Raw genomic sequence first — 17,738 nt, forward strand, 5'->3', positions numbered from 1 at the left:
TGATGACGGACCGATCGACGGCCGCTACGGCGGAGAAGCGGAGGGTCTTTCGCAACCTCCATGCGAGCGGCTTCTTCCTCCTGCTCAATGCCTGGGACCGCGGCAGCGCGGTCCGGCTCGCCAAGCTTGGCTTCAAGGCAATTGCCTCGACAAGTGCGGGTGCGGCCTGGTCCGCCGGCAAGGAGGATGGGGAACTCGGCCTGGAGGCCATCCTCGACCACCTGAGGATGCTCGTTGCCAGCACCCATCTGCCGGTCAACGCGGATTTCGAGAACGGCTTTGCCGACTGTCCGAAGGATGTCGCGCGGAACGTCGCCCTGGCGGTCGACACAGGCGTGGCCGCCCTGTCGATCGAGGATTGGTCCGGAACCGCGATGTACGAGACGGATCATGCCGTCGAACGGATCGCTGCCGCGCGCAGTGCCATGGACGCCATCGATCCCACGGTGATGCTCGTCGGTCGCAACGAGAACTTTCGTGTCCCCGACATGTCTGTCAGTGCCAGCATCACGCGCGCCGTTGCCTATGCGGATGCCGGCGCCGACTGCCTCTTCGTGCCCTTCATCCTCGATCACGGTGCCGTCGCGGAACTCGTCGCGGCGGTCGCCCCGAAGCCGGTCAATGTCGTTGTGCACCAGTACGACGCGGACATCCGAGCGTTTGCCGAACGCGGGGTCCGTCGTTGCAGCGTGGGTGGAAGCCTCGCCCGAAAGACCTGGGAAGCCTTCGATGCTGCCGCGCAGATCTTGCGGCGCTACGACGTGGGCGATGGGTGCTGACACGCCCGACTGAGTGCGCAGCAGGCCAAGGGCTTCAAACGCACGGTCTATCGCGGGCCGATTACCGACACGGCGCTTGGGCTGGCGGCCAAAGCGCTGCCAAGCATCGGCTCACTCCTCCAAGGCACGGACGACTTGCAGCAGCTGTCTGTCAGCTACCCGAAAAGCGCGCTGAATGCGGATCACCTCACTGGGCTTGCCCACCTATTGCAGCGTGGACCGAAGCCTGGCGAGCGAGCTCCGGAAGCCGAGGTCGTGGACGCTGGCCGGGTGACCAGTCTGTTTCCCTACCTGTACAACCCGGACGGACATACGACTGGCTGGGCGCTGCTGTGCTTCGATGGGCGCTCCGCGGACGCGCAGCTGCCGTTGCGTGCTGCCATCGAGGCGGTGGCCCCGTGGCGGACAGTGCGCCCGCGCCTTGTACTGGCCGGTCCGGTATTCGTCGCTGGCGAGGCGCCGGTGCTTTCGGACCTCGACGGCAAGGCGCATGGCGCTTACGGGCTGGAAGGCCAGCCGGCGTTGGTGCTGGTGCGCCCCGACGGGCATATTGCCTTCCGCGGTTCGGCTGATCACACCGAGCAGCTGACGGCGTACTGCGTACGCGTGTTCGGCGACGCATCGGCAGGCGTAAGCGCGAGGTATTCGAACTTGAAATGCTAACCGGATATAACGAAGCTTGTTCTAACTCGGTCGATCAGTAGAGGGGGCTGCAGCCAGCACACCATGCTGACTGGAAGGCGATGATGCGGCCGAGTGAGTTGATGAAGTCGCCATCGACACAGCTCAGGTGAACCGAAGGCCGCCTGGTAGCCGGGATGGACGCAAAGCCGAATGTCGTCTTTCGGACGGCATCCCAATGACGGCTCACGACCCAACCGAGACACTGGCGCGTGCGCCAATCGATGGCAGGATTTTACCGTACGCGGACCTTGGAAGTGTCCGCTTCCAGGCTGCCTAATGAAGCACTCAACCTGATCGATATGATGTCAGTCCCGTGCGACGGCGGACTTTGAGCGACGCTCAAGCGAGATGCGGTAGGCTCGCGTCCGCGCGACAAGGAGGGGATCCTCCGAGGAGGCGACGCCACTCACCAGGTTGAGCGGCGTGAAGAATAGGGGCTGCTGTGAGGCCTGGGGCGCAAGAGCGTGAAGCGTCAGGGTGCCAATCTCCAGCACCGGACGATCCTCCGCCCATGCGGCTGACCCATCCAGGATTGGATCGCCGGCGGCCGGGAGTTGAACCAGGAGCCGGAACTCGGCAGGGGCAACCTTCAGGCGCTCGGCGAGGTCCTGCGACAGGAAGTTGGGTGCGCGCTGTGCCGCCTCAGACGCAGACAGGTGAGCCTGCCCCGCCACTGGCTCAATGCGGTAGCGGCCATACTGCTCAACCCCTGCAGCGTTGATGAACCGAAACGCATCCACTCCGTAGAAGGCCTCCGTGGCAAAGCTGAGGGGAGTCGGCTTGGGTGCGTCGATGAAGGCTTTGGCGGCGGGGTGGGTCGCCAGGAAGGACGCGAGAACCTGGGGATCTTTGGCTCCGACTGCCTTGAGAAAGCTCAGGAAGTCCTCTGGCGTAGAGACCGGAAAGCCGTTGTAGGAGTGCGCGACGATGTCGGTGTCCTCACCGTCGGGCAGGATGAACTTGATCGCCATGCCTCGCGGACTGCCGCTTGGGTCTCCATCGACACGAGCAGGGATGCTGGCAAAGTTCGAGAACCTGACCACAACCGGAACAGTCGTGCCTTGGAAATGGGGGGCGCGGCTCAGGGACTTGGCGCCTGCTGCTGCACGGAAGCTGCCTTCGCAGAGGACGCCCTGACCATGGACAGCCCTCATGCCGACATGAGGTCCGGCAAAGATCGCATCGAAAGCGGCAACGATGCCTTGTGCGACCTCCATCTGGCTCTTCGTGGAAGCTACCTGCTCTTCGGCTACGAGCAGTGTCGTTGACGACAGCACGAAGGCAGCACTGGCGGCGAATCGGCGAACCAGGAAGCGAGGGCGAGAGAACCGAGGCTGAGGCTTCTGCACGATCTGAACTCTCAAACGAGACATCGGGGTGACGAGGGCAGGTGGAAGATATCTTCCCACCTCAGCCTTAGGTTCTTTTAATAGCAGACATTCACGCGCATGATGCGGGCGGTGGGGTGAATGGAGTCAGCGCGGCTGATGCGTCGCCATCGCACCAATGAGTTTGTTCATGCTGGCCTCTAGCGCCTCAACCCCCTTGATGAAGGCGCCGCCTTGCAGCTTGAGGTGACACACGGCAGTTGACGCGGCTGCGGCATCAAGGCGGCTAAACTTAACAGCAAGATCTCGCCTGAGGCTTCTAAGATGGAGGGACAGCTCAGTTAATGATTGGCGGTCCTTATCCATCTCAAGAGTCCGCCTATTGGCGAGCGTGAGCGGGACCAGGTTCACGATGTCCGCAGCGCAGCCGCTCAAGCAACCACTCCATAGAAGCTGACGTAAGGGGCTGCAGCCTGAACAGATTTCGTCTGCCAACACGCGGAAGACAGACTGCTGGAAAAGCAATACGATAAGAAGGCGTGGCCTAAAAAGGCACCCTTCACCGCAGCCTTGAGAGCCGCTAAGCAGCAAGTTACAGCAGGTGGCCTAATCAAAACTTAAGTCCAGAGGTTTTGTTTGGCCTGCGGGAAACATAGATTAAACAGAGAGGCGGGAATTGGCTTCACTCACGAAAATGTGAGCAGATAACTTTGGTTAGTGTCCAGCAAGTTCCGAGCGACCTGATTGTGGCGTCGAGCGTCGTCAGGTGAAGCTGTCGCGCTACGCCTGACGACGCTCGCGAAGCCATCAGTGCGCAGCCTGCCCACCTGATGCGGCTTTCCGCCCCTTCTTTTTTTGCTCAATTTACTGGCCTTCACCGGCTCGTCATCGTCAAATGCCCGCTCGGTAATGGCGAAGCTGTGCAGGTCTGCGGCGATCGTCAAGGCTGTGGTTGAGATTGCGGCGCAACTTGGTGCAACCGTCACGGCGGAAGGCGTTGAGACCGCTGAACAGCTTCAGCAGGTCTGTCAGGAAGGCTGCACGGACGTACAGGGCTATCTTGTCAGTCGGCCTCTGTCGGCTGAGAAGACCACCGAATTTATCAGTAGCAGCAGCTTAGTCGAGCATGCATATAATAAGTTGTGCGCTGCCGATCGGACGGCACGAAGCAGTGTCGAGGCTGCATAAGCACATGGATGTTTCCTATTCCAAGATCACATGAATAAGGTTCGTTAAGATCGTCTCGTTATAACCCTTCGTTGGGTGTGCCACCTGCCTCACGACTGCGTTGACTTGACCGGCATTCTGGGCGGGGCTGATTGAGCGTCTGCTTGCCGGCGGCGCGCCAGGGACCGCTTCCCACCTAGGCTGTGTGAAAACGACGACACGCTGCGAGACCGTAGGACAATCCTCTATTCGACGGGCATTACAATTCGCCAGACAAACATTTTGACGCCGGTAAAGCATCCATTTCGGTGCTGTCCAGAGCGCCTTGGGAAATATCCTTCTACCTCAACCGACGGCTTCCACGTTTTCACACAGCCTCCATCCAATGCGGTCGTCGCCCTATGCCTCATCGACAGCATGCAAGCAGACCTTTTCACGGACCGCAAAGGGTGGTGAGCCGTCATTGGGGCGGCGTCCGAAAGCCGACATTCGCCTTCGCGCCCATCTCGGCCATCAGGTGGCCGTCAGTGTCTCCTGAGCGGACTTCAGCTTAGGCCGGATCATAGGTGTTCCCGCGAGCCTGCTGAACACGATCCCGCCTGACAAGCTTCGTCACTTGGAGGCAGCTATAAAGCCTCCTAAGGTCTGCCTGGGCAGCCGCTTCGCGCCCATGCGAGTAGGCAATCATGTCCGTGTCAGGAGCCCACGACAGCACCCTCGTCACCCTCTCGATCCTCATCGCGACGGTCGCCTCCTACACCGCTCTTGATCTCGCAGGTCGCATCCGTGCCGCGACGTGAGTGCGGGAGGAGGTAGGCGCAGGCGACGTAGCGATGAGAAAGGTTTCAGCGTGACCGAGACCGGATCACCAAAGCCCGCAGCTACGCCGCGAGCTCGCTGCGCTGCTCCTGCATCGAGGCAAGGGGTGCCTCCAGGCGGCAGACCAGACCGGTCGGTGCGTAGGTCAGCTTGACCTCGCCGCCAACTTCAGCGGCGAAGCTGCGCTCGATCAGGCGTGAGCCGAACCCGCGGCGGGCAGGCTGGACGAGAATGGGTGGACCACCCTGCTCGGACCAAGTGAGACAGAACCGCGGGGCCTCGCCTTCATGGACAATGTGCCAGCGCAGCTCCACGACTCCGCTCTCGTTCGAGAGTGCACCATACTTGGCCGCGTTGGTTGCCAGCTCATGCAGCGCCAGGGACAGGGAGAGGGCCGATTTCGCGCCGAGCAGGACGTTGGGGCCACTTGCCCGGATCCGCGCGGGTCCAGCCTGGGCATGTACGCCGAGGGCGCCTTGGGCCACCTCCATGATCGGGGCAGCCTTCCAGCTGGCCTGCGTGAGAATGTCGTGCGCCCGCCCGAGCGAGATCAGCCGCGCGGCAAACGCCTCCCGTGCTTCGTCGATGTCGGCCCCCCCCCGCAGCGTCTGGCTGGCGATCGCCTGGACCATCGCCAGGGTGTTCTTGACCCGGTGCTGCAGCTCGCCCGTAAGCAGGCGCTGGTGCTCCTCGGCCTGCTTGCGCTCAGTGATGTCCAGCATCGCCCCGATCATGCGGGTGGCTTTCCCCTGCGTGTCGCGGATGACGTAGCCGCGTTCGAGGATGTCGGCGTAGGAGCCGTCCGCCCTCAGGAAGCGGTACTCGTCGCTCCAGGTGGTACCCGTCCCATCGATGACGGCATGGATGGAGGCGTCGATCCGGGCGCGGTCATCGGGATGGATGTGGCCGATCCACCAGTCGCCGGTCGGCTCGACCGCATCGGGCGTGTAGCCGTGAGCCACTCTCAGTGCCTCGTTCCAGAGCACGTGGTTGGTCGCGAGGTTCCAGTCCCAGATCGCATCATTGGTTGCCCGCGAGGCGAGGCGGTGGCGTTCCTCGGTCTCGCGCAGGACCTGCTCGGCGCGCCGGCTCTCAGTGACGTCGCGCGCGGTGCCGATGAGGCGCACCGGTCGCCCGCCCTCGAACAGGGTCTGGCCTTTGGCGGACACCCAGCGCTCGGTGCCATCCTCTGGGGCGACCGTGCGATAGGTGATGTCGTAGATGCCGAGGCCGTCCGGATCGACCGCGGCTGCCACCGCCTGGTCCGCTTGTTCGCGGTCGTCCGGGTGCACACGGGCCAAGTGGACGGACAGGTCGACGGGGGCGTCCGGCGCCAGCCCGTAGAAGGAGTGAATGCGGGCGTCCCACTTCAGCTCGTCTGAGACGAGGTCGTAGTCGAACACGCCCGTCTGGGTCGCCTCGACGGCAAGGCGCAGTTGCTCCTGCGCGCCTCGCAGCGCGACCTCAGCCTCCTTGCGGTCGTGGATGTCGAGGGCAATGCCGATCCAGCTCTCCAATGTGCCGGTCGTGTCGCGTACAGGCCGACCCCGCGCGAGGAACCAGCGGTACTGGCCATCGCTGGCGCGTCGGATCGGGAGCTCGACCTCGTAAAGTCCCCCGGTCTCAACCGCGCGCCTCCAGACCGCCAGCAAGCGCTCCCGGTGGTCGGGATGGATCACGCTGGCCCAGCCGTCGCCGCTGGTGTCGCCCGGGGTCAGCCCGGTGAACTCGTACCAGACCGGATTGCAGTAGGTGATGTTGCCGGCGGCATCGCCGAACCAGACCACCTGTGGGCTAACCTCGACGAGCGAGCGGAAGCGCAGCTCACTGGCATTGCGTTCGGCAGCTTCGGCCCGCGGCTGAGTGCGATCGCGCAGGATCTTCAGGACGCCCTGCACAGAGCCATCCTCGGCCCTCAGCGGCATGAGCTCACCACTGGCCCAGAACCGCTCCCCTCCCTTGCGCAGGTGCCAGCGCTCGTCCGGCGCACTGCCATTCTTCAACGCCAGCGCCCTTTCGGTCTCAGGTCGACCGGCTTCCCGATCCTCAGGCGTGAAGAACACGTCGGAGGGTTCGCCCAGCATCTCCACTTCGCGCCAGCCGAGAATCTGCTCGGCCCCGGCATTCCAGCGGGTGATCCGGCCGGCGCCGTCCATCGCGATGATCGCGTAGTCCGTCGCGCTGTCGAGGATGCGCTCGTGCAGGATCCGCTGGGCACGGTGCGTCCGGGCTGCGCTCCGCACCTCGAGAAGCGTAACCGTCTGGCGGGCAAGGCTCCGCAGACATTCCTGCTGGGCCGGAGTCAGACCATTCTGGCGCGGCAGAGGATCCAGCACGCACAGAACGCCCAGCACCGTGCCATCCGCTGATTGCAGGCGTATGGCCGCATAGAAGCGTACCTGTGAGCCCCCCGGAAGCCGTGGGCAGCCCTGCCGCTCCGGATCCTCGTGCAGGTCCGGGACAATGAGCAGCTCTTCCGTCACGGCAGCGTCGGCGCAAATGCCCGGATCCAGCGTCGTGGAGGCACCGGCAGCACTGTAGGAGGCATGCACTTGCAGGTACCCTCCCGCCTGCAAACAAGTCACCGCATGCACGACCTGACAGAGTTCGGCGGCCAGACGCACGACATCGTCGAAGCTTTGCTTCGGTACGCTGTCGAGAGGATCATCGGACCAGGGCATCTTTTCGTCAGGCTGAGATCAGGGTGCGATTACTTTTCAGGGGTATGACGCCTAGACGGCCTGACACATCAGGGTCTTCTCCGCCGGCGCGGGACGCAGTGACACCAGTGTGCCGGAGGCGTTGTAGACAGCGCCCAGTACGGCCTCGAAGTGCCGCTTGACCGCGCCATGGCACTCGCAGGTTGCTTCTTCCATTGCCGCGCGGCTCTTGATGATGATGCGCCCTCGCCGGATCTGGATCAGACCCTGCTCCTGCAGGGTCCGGAGCGTGCGCGTGAGATAGGAGCGCTGCACGCCCAGCAGTTCGGCAAGCACCTCGTGGGTGACGGGTAGAACGTCGCTGCCGATGCGGTCCTGCAGGCTCAGGAGCCAGCGGGCGCAGCGGGCCTCGATGGTGTGGCTGGCATTGCAGGCCACCGACTGTAGGACCTGGGCGAGCAGGCAGTCGGAGTAGCGGGTGATCAGGTTGCGCAGCCCCGGAGAGGTCTGCTTGATCTGCTGCAGCACCGCCGCCTCAATGCGCAGCACAGAGCCAGGGACCTGCACCACTGCGCGGCTGAAGGCTGGCAGCGAGCCCTGGCTGACCACGCCGCCGATCGCCCCCTCGTGGCCGACCGTGGCGGTTTCAACGGCGCGCCCGTCCTGAAGTCCAATCACGAGGGCAGCCACGCACTGCCCGAGCGGAAAAGAGATGCAGCTGACATCCTGGCCCGCCTCGAAGAGGAGATCGCCACGCCGGAACGCCTTCAACTCCAGGTGGGGCTTGAGCAGCGCCAGGTCAGGCAGGCGCAGGGCGCTGAGGAGCAGGTTGCCGCTGAGCAGAGCGTCGATGTCGAGGAGCATGGGACAGCGGCAGCGATTTGTTTCTGGTTTTGTTGGCCGCAATCTTAGCCGTCATACCCGTCGCCTGTCTGTCCACAAGTGCACAAATGATTGAAAGTTTGGCGATTTTCATCGGCTTGGTCGATATCAGCTGACGTCGCAAGCATCTCATGCAACCACCGACGGCTGAAGGATTTTTAGGTTCGTAGAGTTCTGTCTTCACCAGCACGCGCGTTGTGATGCCTCGTTATTTTCTCGATTTCCAGGACGGTGCGTTGTGGCTGAAGGACGAGGAGGGGCAGGAGTACGAGAGCCTGCAGGCCGCGCGTGACGCGGCGATCGCGGCTTTGCCGGACATCGGGCGGGAGGCTCCGCCCCAAGACGGCCGGCGCGATTTCGTGGCCTTTGTCCGCGACGAGCACGGCACCGAGCTCTGCACCGTGCGGCTGAACTTAGACGCCGAGTGTCACCCTGAGCGCCAGGAGCAGAAGCGCTAGGGCCTTCGGTGCCTCCGCGACGAAGACGAAGGCGGTAAGATCGCCGAGATCAATCGTCATTGTTCGTATCTTCGCACAGCCTGTGCCGATTGAACCGCATTATCGCGCAATGCGGAAGGGCTTAGATCTCCACGCACCACGCAAGGAGAGACCCGATGAGCGAACTCGACAGAGCCGGCACCTACGCGCTGGGCGATCGCACGGTGAAGCGCTTGGGGTACGGCGCGATGCAACTTGCCGGACCCGGGGTGTTCGGCCCGCCGAAGGACCCGGCCGGCGCCATCGCCGTCCTGCGAGAGGCGGTGGCGAGCGGCGTGAATCACATCGACACCAGCGATTTCTACGGGCCGCACGTGACCAACCAGCTCATTCGGGAGGCGCTCCACCCCTATCCGGACGATCTGACCATCGTCACCAAGATCGGGGCGAGCCGGGGAGCGGACGCCTCCTGGAATCCGGCCTTCTCCGCCGAAGATCTGACGTGCGCGGTCCACGACAACCTGCGCAACCTTGGCGTGGACGTGCTCGACGTCGTGAACCTGCGCATCATGTTCGACGTGCACGGTCCTGCCGAAGGCTCAATTGAGGCACCGCTCACGATCTTGGCCGACCTTCAGCGGCAAGGCCTCGTGCGTCACATCGGTCTCAGCAACGTAACGGCGGCTCAAGTCGCGGAGGGCCGATCCATCGCTGAGATCGTCTGCGTACAGAACGCCTACAACCTCGCGCTCCGGGCTGACGACGCATTGGTTGAAGAACTCGCGGCGGCCGGCACGGCCTACGTGCCGTTCTTTCCTCTCGGCGGCTTCAGCCCGCTGCAGTCGACAACCCTATCCGCGGTCGCCGAGCGGCTTGGGGCAACGCCGATGCAGGTGGCGCTTGCCTGGCTGCTTCGCCGCGCGCCCAACATCCTGCTGATTCCCGGCACGTCATCAGTTGCGCACCTGCGCGAGAACTTGGCCGCTGCCGACCTGGCGCTGCCGGACGACGTGATGGCAGAGCTTGCCCGGATCGGGATGGCGACCAACGCGGGTTAGGTGTCCGCTGACCCAGCCGCCCATTGCCATTGCAGTAGCGCGATGGGGCGGCGCCACCTTCCTGCCGTGGATCAAATTCGGGCAAGCTGGAAGAACGAGCTATCCCGGATTGGGGACGCGCTGACTGCTGCGCGCCAGGAGCCGACCCTCGGCACGCCGGACTTGAACCGCCGCTCTCGACCTCAAGCGGACTTTGAGCAATCGTCGTCCAAGGGTCCGCTCCGGGAGCAGACTCATCCCCGGTTTTGCCGGTCAGCGGAGCGTGCGTCGACCAGGGCGCGGATCCCCTCCGCGACGGAATCCTCGACCGGATTATAGACGAGCATGCCGAGGTCGGGCCGACCGTCTACCGCGAAGGCGGAGTATTCCAGCTCGATCTCGCCCAGGGCCGGGTGCCGCAGGAGCTTGAGCCCGTCCCCGTGGACGCGGACGTCGTTCTCGCGCCAGAGCGCCTCGAACTCCGGGCTCGTGCGGCAGAGTTCATCCACTATCTGGCCGACTTCCGAGGTGGCGCCGGCCCGCGCGGCATCAGCTCGGAACGTGCCGACCACGAATCGTGCCACGCTTTCCCAGTCATGCTGCGCGCTCCGCACGCGCGGGTCGCCGAACATCCGGCGCAGGATGTTGCGCTCGCGGGGCGGGACCGTATCCCAGTCGGTCAGCACCACTGCGGCGGCCGCGTTCCAGGCGAGGACATCCCAGGTGGCGGTCTTAACTAGAGCCGGGCTGGCCTTAAGCGTGTCGAGCAGGCGCTGCAAGCGCGGCGTCACACCCTCCGCCGGCTTGTAGCGCACCGTGGGCGGGCGCCCGAGCCCGAGCATGAAGAGGTGCTCGCGCTCCGGCTCGGTCAGCATCAGCCCGGCGGCGATGCGGTTGAGCACGTCGGCGGAGGGTGCCCCGCCGCGACCCTGCTCCAGCCACGTGTACCAGGTCGCGCTGATGTTCGAGCGCTGGGCGACCTCCTCCCGGCGCAGGCCCGGCGTCCGCCTGCGTCCCGAGAACCCGAACGCGGCCGGGTCGAGCTTGGTGCGGCGGTCCCTCAGGTATGACCCGAGAAGGTTCTCAGAACCTGACGGCATCGCGATCCTGTTGGTGCTTATACCCGGATAAAGTCACTACTTTAACCGGATGTGTACCCCGGAGACAGTGGCCCTCCGCACCATATCGGAGGCTTCCATGCGCATATTCCTCACCGGCGCGACCGGCTTCATTGGCTCGGCCGTCGTTCCGGAACTCCTCGCTGCCGGCCATCAGGTCATCGGGCTGACGCGCTCGGACGCCGGCGCCCGCGCCCTCGCGGATGCCGGGGCCGAGTCGCATCGCGGCGCTCTGGAGGACTTGGAGAGCCTGCGCAGCGGCGCCGCCCAGGCGGACGGGGTGATCCACACTGCCTTCGACCATGACTTCTCGAACTACGCGGCGAACTGCGAGAAGGACGGCCGCGTCGTCGCGGCGCTCGGCGAGGCGCTCAAGGGGTCCGACCGGCCGCTGGTGATCACCTCGGGCACGGCCTTGGGCAACATCCGGCCGGGCCAACCCGCGTCGGAGGACGCGTTCGATGCCGGCCACGCCCTGCCCCGCATCGCATCGGAACTCGCGGGCGCCGCGCTTCTGGAGGGGGGCCTCAACGTCTCGGTCGTGCGGCTCTCGCAGGTCCACGATACGGTCAAGCAGGGCCTCGTCTCCCCCTTGGTCGAACTGGCCCGCCGGAAGGGCGTCTCGGCCTTCCTCGGGGATGGAGGCAACCGTTGGCCGGCGGCGCACGTGCTGGACTTGGCCAGCCTCTACCGGCTCGTGCTGGAACGAGCCGAGCCGGGTGCGCGCTACCACGCGGTCGCCGAGGAAGGCGTCCCCGCCCGCGCCATTGCGGAGGCGATCGGCCGGGGCCTCGGGGTCGCTGTTGCTTCCCTGACGCTCAAGGAGGCGGAAGACCACTTCGGCTGGCTGGCCGGCTTCGTCGGCTTGGACATGCCGGCGTCGAGCGCCTGGACGCGGGCTCGCTTGGGCTGGCATCCGACCGGGCCTGGGTTAATCTCGGATCTCGCAGGGATGCGCTACTCCGACGATCCGCGCTAAGTCGCGCTCGACGAGAGCAGGGCACGAGAGCACACCTTCGGCCGTCCAAGCCGGACGGTCCGTGATCCCTGCGGCGGACCGTTGGTGGACCTTCCGGGTTCCTTCGGCAGGAGGTGAGGGTCGTCCGTATGGCCGAACGTCTCGAAGTGACCGTGCCCCGTTCCGCCGCCAAACTCGTCGAACTCGGCGCCGGCCGCGCCGCAAGCGTCGCGCTGGATTACCCAAGCCGCCTCATCAGTCATCCGTGCGACTTGGGCGAGGCTTAGTGTAAGCGGACGTTCCGCCTACGACCCAGTCTTGCCATTCACCCGAGGATGCGGCTGGCCCTTGAAGCAGCCCTTGAAGCAGCCCTTGAAGCAGCACACGGTCCTGGCCGAACCGCAAGATTGGTCGAGCAAGTCATGCCCAAGTGCGCGTAGCTGGTCGCGCCACGAAGGTCGGGACGATGAGTGCGGTGCTCCGAAACTACCACGCCCGGATGCAGAGGGTGCTGGATCACATCGATCAACACCTGGACGAGGATCTGGACCTGGAGACGGTCAGCGGCATCGCCGCTTTCTCGAAGTTTCACTTCCATCGGCAGTTCACGGCGACCTTCGGATTGTCCGTGCATCGCTACGTTCAGCTTGCCCGCATGAAGCGCGCTTCATACCGGCTGGCCTACCGGGACGCACAAAGCGTCACTGAAATAGCGATGGATGCCGGCTACGACGCACCGGACGCCTTCGCCCGTGCCTTTCGGCAGCGGTTCGGGCAATCGCCCTCGTCGTTCAGGAAGGCTCCAGACTGGGGACCGTGGCTTGCGGCCTTTGGGCCTCTTAACGACGCGAGGAGCAAGCTCATGCCAAGAACGTTCACTCCCGACGAGGTGATGATCCGCGACGTGCCATCGACGCGGGTGGCGATCATGGAGCACCGCGGCGATCCGGCGACGCTCGGTGCCACCATCCAGCGGTTCATCGCATGGCGAAAGGCCGCCGGCTTGCACCCCAGGACGAACCCAACCTTCAACGTCTGGCGGTCCGAGCGGCGTCCCGTGTCGCTCGCCGACTATAGCGTTGACCTCTGTGTCGGAACCAACCAACCGATCGCGGCGAGCGGCGAGCAAATCAAAGTCGGCGAAATCCCTGGCGGACGCTGCGCGGTGCTGCGCGTCGTCGGCAACACCGATAACCTGGAGCCTCCCGCGCTCTACCTCTATCGCGAGTGGCTCCCGGCCAGCGGTGAGGAGGCGCGAGATTTCCCACTCTACTGCCAGCGCCTTGCGTTCTTCCCAGAGGTGCCTGAGCACGAGGCGATCGCGGAGTTGTTCCTGCCGCTGACGTAACACTGTGCAACGGCGGCTTGTCTCGCTTCCCCGCCAGAAGCGGACAGGCCGCTTTCCACCCTTAGCAGGCCCTTGCAAGGTCCGCTTTCATGCTGCCGGTTGGGAAAAAGAGTACGACTGGGTCGGGTGGCAACCAGACCTTGATCTCTGGTTCTGAAGCGTACGCCCCCGCCCAAAGCCGGCTGTTCCGCAAAGATTCCGAGCGTACCGGCCGCGGTCAAGGGGATGCAATGGGCTGTCTTGTTTCACCATGTGCCCAGACCCATTTCCGGAAAAGGCAATCGGGAACAGGTTTCGGGAAAGCACTGTCGTTCATACCACACGGCTGCGGCACCGGAAGATGCCATCCCGATCAACCTTTCCAATCGGGAGGGCTCCGGCCCATCCGCTCACCGTACCAATGCGGTCATGCGACCTTGACCGCGAACTCGTTACCGCGCCCCTCGTCAATCGGCAGCGTGTGCGCGATATAACCATTCACCGGCTCGCGCACATAGTCGAGATAGTCCCGCACGAAAGCGTTCTCGCCCAAAACTAGGGCCCCGGGACGTAGGCGTGGTTCAATCAGCTTCAGCACCGGCAGGTAGAGCGACCACCCACCGTCAATCAAAGCGAGATCGACTTCGCCGTCGATATTCTTCAGTGTGTCGAGCGCGTCACCCTCGCGAATATCGACAAGGTCGAGCAAGCCCGCTTCTTCGAGATGCGAACGGGCGCGGGCTGCCTTAGTCGGTTCAAGCTCGGCTCCGATGAGTTGTCCGCCGCCATTGTCGCGTAGCGCAGCCGCGAGGTAGATGGTCGATACGCCCATGGAGCTTCCGAACTCGACGATCCGCTTAGCCTGAGCCGCGCGTGCCATGGCATAGAGGAAACGGCCGTAATTCGGCGAAACCGCAAGGAAGCGGTCGGCATAGCCACTGTAAACCCGCCGGTAATCGACACCTTCATCGGCGATCATCTTCGCGGCCGCATCTTCAATCGTCATCTCCGTGCCGCCCATGCGGTCCTGCATCTCCTGCAACAACGGGGCGTCCGTCGCCTCGGCTTGCTCGTGGAGCCGGGCGAGAAGCTGGGCGATATGGGCTTGGCTTAACGTCGTCATGCACAATTCCTCAAGTGGTAATGAGCGGCCGCTGTCGACCACCGCAGCTACCGTGAGTAGAGGCGGGCAGATTTGACGTCATTGCGATGGGGCGACAGCGTGTTATTCATTTGCGCCAAAGTGAAAGGTTGGCACTCATGCCGCTGCTGACCGACCTGTCGACCGAGGCCGATTGGGTCGAGCCCGATGAGGTGCCGCGCGCACTCGTCACCTACGGCATCGTCTCCGACACGTTCGGCGACTTCGAGCTGGAACCGCACCATCATGCCAAGAGCCAGCTCCTGCTCGTCCAGCGCGGCGCGCTGAGCTGCGAGGTTGAGGGCGGCCTATGGATCGTGCCGCCACAAAGCGCGATCTGGATACCCGGCGGCACGGTCCACGCCATGAAGGTGACAGGCGCGCTAGAGGGCTATGCCGCCTTTGTCGCGGTTGACGCCAATGAGCCGCCTTACCCGTGCTGCCGCGTCGTGGCGGTGACGCCGCTGCTGCGCGAGTTGCTGATCCGGTGCGCTGGCCTGCCGCTGCTCTACGACGAGGGTGGCGCGAATGTGCGGCTGACGGCGGTACTGATCGACGAGCTTGCGGCGGCCAGCGCGGAAGACCTGCATCTGCCGATGCCGGTAGACCCTCGGCTGCGGCGAGTCATCGACCTGATGATAGCTTCGCCGTCCGATCGCGGCACGCTCGATGTCTGGGCCGGCAGGGCCGGCATGAGCACCCGCACGATGGAGCGGGCGATACGCCGCGAGACGGGTATGAGCTTCGGCCGCTGGCGGCAGCAGCTTGCCCTGATGCTGGCGGTGAAGTGGCTCGCTGGCGGTTCATCAATCCAGCAGGTTGCGGCCGACCTCGGCTATGAGAGCATACCAAGCTTCGTCACCATGTTCCGCAAAGCGCTCGGCGCGCCGCCCGGCCGCTATATGGTCGAGCGCCATGCCAGTGGGCGGTAATTGGACCGACTTGTTAGGTAAGCCGAAAAACCATGCCGGCTTGAATGAAGGAAGGTGCTCCCGCTTTTTCGATGCGAAGGGGTTTCGAGAATGCCACCAGCGGGTTAGCCACGCCAGTGATCACAACCTAGATGCCAGCAGTTATGTGCAGAAAACGAAGGTTTTTCTTACAAGTTGGTATAGCCGGTTCCGACTCAAAGCAGGTATTCGGAAGGTCTGGTGAATGGTGGTCTGACTTCCCCGAAGTGCACGAGCTTGGATGAGAACGAAGTAGCCGCTTTCGAGCGGGCAGCTTCCTCGGACGGACCTCAGCTATCCAGGACAGCTCCCTCTCGCAGGTCGAAGAGCGACGCGCTACACAGTCAGGAGCGCTGCAGGACGTGATCACCCAGATATCCTCCTCCCATGGATTTGATCCCGGTTCTCGTTTCATTGAGATCACGGGCCGGTGCACGGAATGCCGCTCTGCAGCCTGAGCCCCCACACCTCATGTTGTAATAACGTTACATACCGGTCCAAACACACTCGCGTACCGTCGCGCTTGTTGCCTAGGTCGTAGCTGCCAAGCCATACGTTACATTGTTACATTACAGCTGGCAGTCTGGTCTTATGTCACGTCGTCTGCGGGCCTGCGCTCTTTCGAGCACCATGCTGATTGCGGTGCCCTTGCTCGTCAGCATGTCCTGCGATGCCCGTGCTCAATCGGCGGCGACGCTTGAGGAGATCAGCGTCACGTCCGTGAGCCCGGTCCAGGCGCGGTCCCCCGGCCCGGCGACCCCCTCCCCCGCCGTGCCGTTCGCGCGAGCGGCCGAGGTGCTGCCTGTGGCGACGAACACCTTCTCCCCCGTGACCGTCGTGCCACAGGAGCGGATCGCCCGCGACCAGCCGCGCACGCTCGGCGACGCCCTGTTCGACCGGCCCGGCATCTCCGCCTCGACCTACGCGCCGGGGGCGGCCTCGCGGCCGATCATCCGCGGTCTCGACAACGCTCGGGTGCGCATTCAGGAGAACGGCATCGTCAACGGCGGCGTGTCGGATCTCGGCGAGGACCACGCGGTGCCGGTCAACCCGCTGAACGCCAGCCGGATCGAGGTGATCCGTGGCCCCGCGACCCTGCGCTACGGTTCGGGGGCGATCGGCGGCGTGGTCTCGGCCGAGAACAATCAGGTGCCGACCTTCATCCCCGCGCGCGGGATCTCGGGGCAGGTCACGACCGGCTACACCACGGTCGACAACGGCCGGCTCGGGGCGGCCAGCGTCGATGCGGGCGCGAACGGCATCGCGGTCCACGCCGACGGCTTCAAGACCGCGACCGACTCCTACGCGATCCCCGGCGGCATCCAGCGCAACTCGGCCACCGAGACGCAAGGCGGCTCGGTCGGCATCTCGGCGATCGGCGACCGCGGCTTCCTCGGCATCTCCTACAGCCACTTCAACGCGCTCTATCAGATCCCCGGCGGCGAGGCCGAGGAGTCGCGCACCCGGCTCAACCCGAACCAGGACCGCCTGCTCGCCCGCGGCGAGTACCGGCCCCTGGACGGCCCCTTCGAGGTGCTGCGCTTCTGGGCGGGCTACTCGGTCTACCGCCACGAGGAGATCGGCATCGGGCACGATCACCACGATCACGATCACGAGGATGATCACGACCATGACCATGCCCATGGCGGCGGGGCCGAGGGCGTGCAGGCGATCTTCAAGAACCGCGAGGTCGAGGCCCGCTTCGAGGCGCAGCACGTGCCGGTCTTCACCGCGCTCGGCACTCTCACCGGCGCGGTCGGTGTGCAGGCGAGCCGGCGGGTGCTCAACACGCAGCTCGAGGCCTTCCTGCCGCCGACCGAGTCGCGGGTGCTCGCCGCCTATCTGTTCGAGGAACTGGCCGTTGGCGGAGGCCTGCGCTTCCAGGCTGCGGGCCGCATCGAGGGCGACCGGCTCAACAGCACCGCGACGCAGTTCCCCGACAGCTACCTGCCGACGGACGGGGAGCCCTTCAGCTACGCCCGGACCCGCCGCTTCGCGCCGAAGAGCGCGAGCATCGGCGCGCTGCAGGATCTGCCCTACGGCTTCGTGGCGAGCCTCAACGGTTCCTATGTCGAGCGCGCGCCGACCGGCTACGAGCTGTTCGCGCAGGGGCCGCACCATGCCTCCGCGACCTTCGAGATCGGAGATCCGACCCTGCGACTTGAGCGCGCCCGCACGGTCGAGCTAAGCCTGCGCCGGGGCATCGGCCCGCTGCGCCTCGACGCGACGGGCTACTACACCCGCTACACCGGCTTCATCTACCGGCGCGACACCGGCAACCGCTGCGACGACGACTTTGCCTCCTGCGGCAGTGGCGACGAATTGCGCCAAGTGGTCTACTCGCAGGCCAATACCGCTTTATGGATGGCCCGCCCCTCACCCGGGCTGCGCTGCTAGGCTTGCAGGGTAGCCGAGATGAGGAAGGGAGCGGGACGATGACGATCGCGGTTC

Annotated in this window: 16 protein-coding genes and 1 pseudogene; 10 read left to right on the forward strand and 7 right to left on the reverse strand. The window is 64.6% G+C overall.

Going from position 1 to position 17,738, the window contains the following annotated elements; translation table 11 throughout:
- The first annotated feature begins 2 nt into the window (after window positions 1-2).
- Both FHU13_RS24920 and FHU13_RS24925 read left to right on the forward strand, forming a co-directional pair.
- On the forward strand, window positions 3-779 hold the full coding sequence (locus tag FHU13_RS24920; RefSeq protein WP_183438512.1) for an isocitrate lyase/phosphoenolpyruvate mutase family protein: 777 nt from the start codon (window positions 3-5) through the stop codon (window positions 777-779).
- 135 nt (window positions 780-914) lie between these two features.
- Window positions 915-1,442: a hypothetical protein gene (locus tag FHU13_RS24925; RefSeq protein ID WP_246714860.1), complete on the forward strand. Its 528-nt coding sequence runs from the start codon at window positions 915-917 to the stop codon at window positions 1,440-1,442.
- A gap of 326 nt (window positions 1,443-1,768) precedes the next feature.
- Here the strand turns inward: FHU13_RS24925 and FHU13_RS24930 are convergent, their stop codons facing one another.
- The 3 genes from FHU13_RS24930 to FHU13_RS24940 all read right to left on the reverse strand — a co-directional run bounded on the left by FHU13_RS24930 (window position 1,769) and on the right by FHU13_RS24940 (window position 3,735).
- Window positions 1,769-2,680 (reverse strand): catalase family peroxidase, encoded by a 912-nt coding sequence (locus tag FHU13_RS24930; protein WP_183438513.1) that lies wholly within the window; start codon window positions 2,678-2,680, stop codon window positions 1,769-1,771.
- Window positions 2,681-2,938: 258 nt separating this feature from the next.
- On the reverse strand, window positions 2,939-3,226 hold the full coding sequence (locus tag FHU13_RS24935) for a hypothetical protein (RefSeq protein ID WP_183438514.1): 288 nt from the start codon (window positions 3,224-3,226) through the stop codon (window positions 2,939-2,941).
- Between the two features lie 251 nt (window positions 3,227-3,477).
- Complete coding sequence (locus FHU13_RS24940) at window positions 3,478-3,735, reverse strand: hypothetical protein (RefSeq protein WP_183438532.1); 258 nt, start codon at window positions 3,733-3,735, stop codon at window positions 3,478-3,480.
- Here FHU13_RS24940 and FHU13_RS24945 point away from each other — a divergent pair.
- Window positions 3,701-3,979, forward strand: coding sequence for an EAL domain-containing protein (locus tag FHU13_RS24945; protein WP_183438515.1), 279 nt, complete (start codon window positions 3,701-3,703; stop codon window positions 3,977-3,979). The genes FHU13_RS24940 and FHU13_RS24945 overlap by 35 nt on opposite strands.
- An 860-nt stretch (window positions 3,980-4,839) precedes the next feature.
- Here the strand turns inward: FHU13_RS24945 and FHU13_RS24950 are convergent.
- On the reverse strand, window positions 4,840-7,458 hold the full coding sequence (locus tag FHU13_RS24950) for a PAS domain S-box protein (RefSeq protein WP_183438516.1): 2,619 nt from the start codon (window positions 7,456-7,458) through the stop codon (window positions 4,840-4,842).
- A 51-nt stretch (window positions 7,459-7,509) separates the two neighbouring features.
- Window positions 7,510-8,301, reverse strand: a complete 792-nt coding sequence (locus tag FHU13_RS24955) for a Crp/Fnr family transcriptional regulator (RefSeq protein ID WP_183438517.1) — start codon at window positions 8,299-8,301, stop codon at window positions 7,510-7,512.
- A gap of 218 nt (window positions 8,302-8,519) precedes the next feature.
- Here FHU13_RS24955 and FHU13_RS24960 point away from each other — a divergent pair, with 218 nt between their 5' ends.
- Window positions 8,520-8,777 (forward strand): DUF6894 family protein, encoded by a 258-nt coding sequence (locus tag FHU13_RS24960; protein ID WP_183438518.1) that lies wholly within the window; start codon window positions 8,520-8,522, stop codon window positions 8,775-8,777.
- Window positions 8,778-8,932: 155 nt separating this feature from the next.
- Complete coding sequence (locus FHU13_RS24965) at window positions 8,933-9,814, forward strand: aldo/keto reductase family oxidoreductase (protein WP_183438519.1); 882 nt, start codon at window positions 8,933-8,935, stop codon at window positions 9,812-9,814.
- Between the two features lie 233 nt (window positions 9,815-10,047).
- On the opposite strand, the gene FHU13_RS24970 is transcribed toward FHU13_RS24965, so the two are convergent.
- On the reverse strand, window positions 10,048-10,893 hold the full coding sequence (locus FHU13_RS24970; RefSeq protein WP_183438520.1) for a helix-turn-helix transcriptional regulator: 846 nt from the start codon (window positions 10,891-10,893) through the stop codon (window positions 10,048-10,050).
- A 97-nt stretch (window positions 10,894-10,990) separates the two neighbouring features.
- Between FHU13_RS24970 and FHU13_RS24975 the strand changes: the two genes are divergently transcribed.
- The 3 genes from FHU13_RS24975 (at window position 10,991) to FHU13_RS24985 (ending at window position 13,217) form a co-directional block, all read left to right on the forward strand.
- Window positions 10,991-11,890, forward strand: coding sequence for an SDR family oxidoreductase (locus tag FHU13_RS24975; protein ID WP_183438521.1), 900 nt, complete (start codon window positions 10,991-10,993; stop codon window positions 11,888-11,890).
- A gap of 128 nt (window positions 11,891-12,018) precedes the next feature.
- A complete protein-coding gene (locus tag FHU13_RS24980; protein WP_183438522.1) occupies window positions 12,019-12,156 on the forward strand; it encodes a hypothetical protein in 138 nt (45 codons plus the stop codon).
- 179 nt (window positions 12,157-12,335) lie between these two features.
- Window positions 12,336-13,217, forward strand: coding sequence for a GyrI-like domain-containing protein (locus FHU13_RS24985; RefSeq protein WP_183438523.1), 882 nt, complete (start codon window positions 12,336-12,338; stop codon window positions 13,215-13,217).
- A 406-nt stretch (window positions 13,218-13,623) separates the two neighbouring features.
- On the opposite strand, the gene FHU13_RS24990 is transcribed toward FHU13_RS24985, so the two are convergent.
- Window positions 13,624-14,319: an O-methyltransferase gene (locus FHU13_RS24990; RefSeq protein WP_183438524.1), complete on the reverse strand. Its 696-nt coding sequence runs from the start codon at window positions 14,317-14,319 to the stop codon at window positions 13,624-13,626.
- A gap of 137 nt (window positions 14,320-14,456) precedes the next feature.
- On the opposite strand from FHU13_RS24990, the gene FHU13_RS24995 reads away from it, so the two are divergent.
- Together FHU13_RS24995 and FHU13_RS25000 are read left to right on the forward strand one after the other, a co-directional pair.
- Window positions 14,457-15,269 carry an AraC family transcriptional regulator gene (locus FHU13_RS24995; protein WP_183438529.1) on the forward strand — a complete coding sequence of 271 codons (813 nt, stop codon included), beginning with the start codon at window positions 14,457-14,459 and terminating at the stop codon, window positions 15,267-15,269.
- A gap of 648 nt (window positions 15,270-15,917) precedes the next feature.
- Window positions 15,918-17,657, forward strand: a pseudogene (locus tag FHU13_RS25000) (TonB-dependent receptor); the annotation flags it as partial.
- Window positions 17,658-17,738 lie beyond the last annotated feature (81 nt).

This window comes from Methylobacterium sp. R2-1 (genome assembly GCF_014191355.1).
Lineage (GTDB): Bacteria > Pseudomonadota > Alphaproteobacteria > Rhizobiales > Beijerinckiaceae > Methylobacterium.

Bases quoted from the DNA above. Each gene is read 5' to 3' on its own strand.
- FHU13_RS24920 (WP_183438512.1), top strand. From the start codon at position 3: ATGACGGACCGATCGACGGCCGCTACGGCGGAGAAGCGGAGGGTCTTT.
- FHU13_RS24930 (WP_183438513.1), bottom strand. From the start codon at position 2,680: ATGGAGGTCGCACAAGGCATCGTTGCCGCTTTCGATGCGATCTTTGCC.
- FHU13_RS24945 (WP_183438515.1), top strand. From the start codon at position 3,701: ATGGCGAAGCTGTGCAGGTCTGCGGCGATCGTCAAGGCTGTGGTTGAG.
- FHU13_RS24950 (WP_183438516.1), bottom strand. From the start codon at position 7,458: ATGCCCTGGTCCGATGATCCTCTCGACAGCGTACCGAAGCAAAGCTTC.
- FHU13_RS24955 (WP_183438517.1), bottom strand. From the start codon at position 8,301: ATGCTCCTCGACATCGACGCTCTGCTCAGCGGCAACCTGCTCCTCAGC.
- FHU13_RS24960 (WP_183438518.1), top strand. From the start codon at position 8,520: ATGCCTCGTTATTTTCTCGATTTCCAGGACGGTGCGTTGTGGCTGAAG.
- FHU13_RS24965 (WP_183438519.1), top strand. From the start codon at position 8,933: ATGAGCGAACTCGACAGAGCCGGCACCTACGCGCTGGGCGATCGCACG.
- FHU13_RS24970 (WP_183438520.1), bottom strand. From the start codon at position 10,893: ATGCCGTCAGGTTCTGAGAACCTTCTCGGGTCATACCTGAGGGACCGC.
- FHU13_RS24975 (WP_183438521.1), top strand. From the start codon at position 10,991: ATGCGCATATTCCTCACCGGCGCGACCGGCTTCATTGGCTCGGCCGTC.
- FHU13_RS24980 (WP_183438522.1), top strand. From the start codon at position 12,019: ATGGCCGAACGTCTCGAAGTGACCGTGCCCCGTTCCGCCGCCAAACTC.
- FHU13_RS24985 (WP_183438523.1), top strand. From the start codon at position 12,336: ATGAGTGCGGTGCTCCGAAACTACCACGCCCGGATGCAGAGGGTGCTG.
- FHU13_RS24990 (WP_183438524.1), bottom strand. From the start codon at position 14,319: ATGACGACGTTAAGCCAAGCCCATATCGCCCAGCTTCTCGCCCGGCTC.
- FHU13_RS24995 (WP_183438529.1), top strand. From the start codon at position 14,457: ATGCCGCTGCTGACCGACCTGTCGACCGAGGCCGATTGGGTCGAGCCC.